4 protein-coding genes and 1 pseudogene are annotated in these 4255 nt (G+C 73.1%); 2 read left to right on the top strand and 3 right to left on the bottom strand.

Annotation, left to right across the window (positions count from 1 at the left end):
• Window positions 1–125: 125 nt before the first annotated feature.
• The 3 genes from ACGF07_RS35525 to ACGF07_RS35515 form a co-directional block, all read right to left on the bottom strand.
• Window positions 126–1502, bottom strand: coding sequence for a hypothetical protein (locus ACGF07_RS35525; protein ID WP_392905800.1), 1377 nt, complete (start codon window positions 1500–1502; stop codon window positions 126–128).
• Between the two features lie 207 nt (window positions 1503–1709).
• Entirely contained in the window at window positions 1710–2495 is a 786-nt protein-coding gene (locus tag ACGF07_RS35520) for a lysophospholipid acyltransferase family protein (RefSeq protein ID WP_350749822.1), read from the bottom strand.
• Between the two features lie 279 nt (window positions 2496–2774).
• Window positions 2775–3200 (bottom strand): DUF4395 domain-containing protein, encoded by a 426-nt coding sequence (locus ACGF07_RS35515; protein ID WP_350749824.1) that lies wholly within the window; start codon window positions 3198–3200, stop codon window positions 2775–2777.
• A 251-nt stretch (window positions 3201–3451) separates the two neighbouring features.
• On the opposite strand from ACGF07_RS35515, the gene ACGF07_RS35510 reads away from it, so the two are divergent.
• Complete coding sequence (locus tag ACGF07_RS35510) at window positions 3452–3805, top strand: TlpA family protein disulfide reductase (protein ID WP_392905802.1); 354 nt, start codon at window positions 3452–3454, stop codon at window positions 3803–3805.
• Between the two features lie 337 nt (window positions 3806–4142).
• Window positions 4143–4255 (top strand): annotated as a pseudogene (locus ACGF07_RS35505) (electron transfer flavoprotein subunit beta); the annotation flags it as partial.

Below are 4255 nucleotides of genomic sequence, written 5' to 3'. Positions count from 1 at the left end.
GCCGATGGTACTGCAGGGGGGACCCTGTGGGAGAGTAGGACGCCGCCGAACAATTCTTCTGAGAAGGCCCTGCCCGGGTTCCCGGGCAGGGCCTTTTCCCGTTTTCGGAGCGGCACGTCGGCGGCTCAGTTGTCCTGGAGGTCGTTCTCGTCGTCGTTCGGCTGCCCCTGTGCCTGAGCAGGAGTCGGCTCCGCCGAACCCGTCGGGGCGCCGGGCTGCGGCGTCAGCGTCGCCTGAGCGCTCTGCGTCGCCCCGGGAGCTCCAGGAACTCCAGGAGCGCCGGGGGTCGGGGAGGCCTGGGGCGACTCGGACGCGCGCGCGGGCACGGCCGCTGTTCCCCAGACCGGTCGGCCGAGCCACCGGGCGGCGCTGTTGGTGAGCCGGGCGACGCCGGTGCCGTCCGGGCGCATGCTGTAGAGGTCGCTGCCGGCTCCCGCGGAGGCCTGGGTGAAGACGATGGACTTGCCGTCCGGCGCGTAGGCCGCGCTTCCGTAGGCGGCGTCGGAGGGGGAGGGGGTGAGGGCGCCGATGGCACTGCCGTCGGGGTGCACGGTGTAGATGCCGCCGCCGGGGGCGTCGTCGGCGCCGGCGGGGTAGGTGGTGAAGAGGATCCGGGTGCCGTCGGGGGACCAGCTCGCGCGGTCGCCGGCGCGCAGTTCCCAGGGCGTGAGCTGGCGGAGCCCGGTGCCGTCCACGTTGACGACGTAGATGGCCCGGCCGTCGGCGGGCTGTCCGGTCGCGCTGGTGCGGTACTCGAAGGTGAGCTGCTTGCCGTCGGGGGACCAGCTGGGGTTGCTGACGATGCCCGTGTAGGGCTTGTCGTTGGTCAGGAAGGTGAGCCGCTGCACGTTGGTGCCGTCCGGGCTCATCAGGTAGAGGTCCGAGTACTGGATCTGGTTGGCGTGGGCGGCGTCGAGTGCGCCCCAGGACCGGCTGAAGGCGAGCTGCTTGCCGTCGGGGGAGTAGGCGGGGGCGCGTTCGTCCTCGTTGGCGCAGTCGGCGGTGGCGCTGCCGGTCTCGCAGAGCTGGCTGATCTGGTGGGCGTTGTCGCCGCTCGGTGCGACCGTCCAGAGGCGGGCGGCGCCGCTCTGGGCGTCGGTCCGGTCGAAGGCGATGGCGCTGCCGTCGGGGGACCAGTCGGGCCGGTCGTCCCTGACGTGGTCGGGCGGTTGGGTGACCTGCTGCTGGGCCGTGCCGTCGGGTGTGAGTGTGACGATGGCGCTGGTGGTGCGCGAGGCGTCGGTGTAGGCCCGGCTGACGATCAGTCCGTTGCGTGCCGGTGCCGCGGGGGTGGCGGCCGCCGCGCCGACCGCGCCGCCGGTCGAGGTCGGCTGGGGGGTGGCGGTGGGGGACTCGGGGCGGATCTGGGACAGCGGGATCTCCCCCGGCTCGGCCCCGCAGCCGGTGAGCAGGGTGCCCAGAAGCAGCAGGCCCGCACCGGCGGTTGCGCGGGTGCGGGCCTTGTTCGTGGGTGACTGCCGTGTGCCGGTGATCCGTGCCATCTCCGTCTTCGACCTTTCCGACCGCTGCGACGTGTGCTCCGCCTCGGAGCCCCGGACCGCGAGCGGGCCCGGGACGGAGGCCCCTGGAAGGAGCTGTCACTCTGTCAGAAGGGAGCGCCCGGGGCGGGGCGACACGCGACGGAGCGCGCCCGCTCGGTCGCAAGGAGTAGACGGGGCCGGAGAAGGCCCCGGACCGGGTCCGGGCGGTCAGCTCCGGGCGGGGTCGGTGCCGGCGGCGCGGCGCTCGGCCTTGGCGAGGGCCTCCGCCTCGTCCTCGGCCTCGGCGACCTCCAGCGTCGGTGCGGTGCCGCCGAGGTGGGAGGGCAGCCACCAGGTGTCGTCCGGGCCGGAGGGCTTGCCGGGGTACTCCCGCTGGGCGCGGTCGAGCATCTCGCCCATGGCGGCGCGCAGCTTCCTGGTGACCATGACCGGCTTGTCGCCGGGGCCCAGGTGAATCGGTTCGCCGATCATGATCGTCACCGGGACGTGGCGCTTGGTGAGGGTCTTCGGCCGGCCCTTGGTCCAGAGCTGCTGGGTGCCCCACAGCACGACGGGCAGCAGCGGGGCGCCGGAGTCGGCGGCCATCCGGGCGGCGCCGGTCTTGAACTTCTTCAGCATGAACGAGCGGCTGATGGTCGCCTCGGGGAAGACCCCGACGACCTCGCCGGCCTTGAGGGCGCGCACGGCGGCCTCGTAGGCGGGCTGGCCGTCGGTGCGGTCGACCGGGATGTGCTTCATGCCGCGCATCAGCGGGCCGGAGACGCGGTGCTTGAAGACGTCGTCCTTGGCCATGAAACGGGTCTTGCGCTTACCGCCGCGGTAGGCGCCGAGACCGGCGAAGAGGAAGTCGAGGTAGCTGATGTGATTGCTGACCAGCACCGCCCCGCCCTCGGCGGGGATGTGCTCGGCGCCCACGATCTTTATCCGCACGTCGAGCGCGCGGAAGGCGGTGAGTGCGGCGCCGATCACCGGCGGGTACACGAACTCGGCCACGGTCAGTCCTGACTTCCACGGGCCGGAGCCCGGTACGGCGGTACCCGCGCCGTTGCGAGGGAGCCGACCGGAGCACGGCACGCCGCGGCGGTCACGGGTGATACAGGGAGATGATCCCCCGAACGGGTGCCTGCTGTCACCTGAGGCGTGCGGTCAAGCGGATATTCGCGGTGTGATCTCCGTGATGAGTTCGACCGGAACTTCCGGCACGTCGGCCCGGTTCCCCACCGGGGTAGGGGCGGACGGCGTGGGAGAGGCGTACGGCGTGGGAGGGGTCGGTCAGGCCCCGGCGCCGAGGCGGCCCTGGGCGCGCCGGACGATCGGGTACATCTCGCAGCCCAGGCAGTAGCCGAAGGCGGCGTTCAGGAAGGTCGCGATCAGCGCGAACACGGTGGTGAGCACGCCGAGCCAGGTCACCTGGGTGAGGTAGCCGAGGGTGCCCACGGAGGTGAGGACGAGGCCGACGCCCTGGGCGAAGCTCAGCGGCCGCTCGTCGACGGTCTCGGTGGGCGGCTCCAGCCGGGGGAGGACGAAGGCCTGGAACAGCAGGCCGTACGGGGAGAGTCGCAGTCCGCTGAAGGCGCTGAGCGCGAAGACCAGGGCCTGGGCGGCGAGGAGGAGGCCGTTGCCGCTGACCAGGACGGCCGCCAGGACGGCGGCGGCGAGCGCGGAGGTGAAGCGGGGACCGCGGGGATCGGTCTGCACAGGGGCTCCGGGAGGGTCGCGACGGGCGGCTGCGGAGGAGGCGTGACCGGCGTCAGCGGGAGGTGGTGGCGCGGCCCAGGTCGACGATGCGACGGGAGGTCAGCAACGGCGGTGCGGTGCGTTCGGAGGCCACCGGCCGATCGTACGCGGGGGCGGTGTCAGCGGTCGACCTCTCTTTTCGGCACCGTTTTCGGCCCGCGCGCGGGCTGCCCCAGACTGGAGGGACGACGCGGATCGGGTACGACGGAAGGCTGAGGGTGCGGAGCGAGGACGGGGCGCGCAGCGAGGACGGGGCGATACGGCTGTCGGAGGCCGACCTGGGTGGACCGCTCGGCGAGCGGGCGACCCTGGTGCAGTTCTCCACCGCCTTCTGCCAGCCCTGCCGGGCCACCCGGCGGGTGCTCGCCGAGGTGGCGGGGATGGTCGAGGGGGTCGCGCACCTGGACGTGGACGCCGAGGCGCGGCTGGAGCTGGTCCGCCGTCTGGGGATCGCGCGGACGCCGACGGTCCTGGTGCTGGACGCGGGCGGTCGGGTGGTGCGCCGGGCGGCGGGGATGCCGCGGAGGGCGGACGTGATCGCGGCGCTGGGGCGGGCGGTCGGCTGAAAGCCGCTCGCGGGTGCCTGGGATCCGTCGGCCGGAACCGTCGACCGGGACGGCGGGATGGCGGTGCCCGCGCCCCGGTCGCGCCCCGATCGCGGGCCGGTCGGGGCCGCCCCGTGGGTGGAGTCGCCGCTCGGCTGGGGCAGGATGGGCGCGAGCGGTGGTGCAGCCGTCCCGGCCTAAGCTACTGGCCAGTAGTGACCGCTGGGCTACCGGCGAGTATGCTGCCAGGAAGTTCCGGACCGGCACGGGAAACCCGCTGCCCGGAGCGGGTGCGTGGCAGGTCGCACCCGCTTGCACAACCGCAGCCGCCGGACGAGACCAGTACAGGAGACAGGCCGTGAGCTTGAGGATCGTTGTCTGTGTGAAGTACGTGCCGGATGCGACGGGTGACCGTCGTTTCGCGGACGACCACACCACCGACCGGGAGGGCGTGGACGGCCTCCTGTCGGA

The organism is Kitasatospora sp. NPDC048194 (assembly GCF_043202455.1).
In the GTDB taxonomy this organism is placed as follows: Bacteria; Actinomycetota; Actinomycetes; order Streptomycetales; family Streptomycetaceae; genus Kitasatospora.
This window is presented reverse-complemented; position numbering and strand designations above follow the sequence as displayed.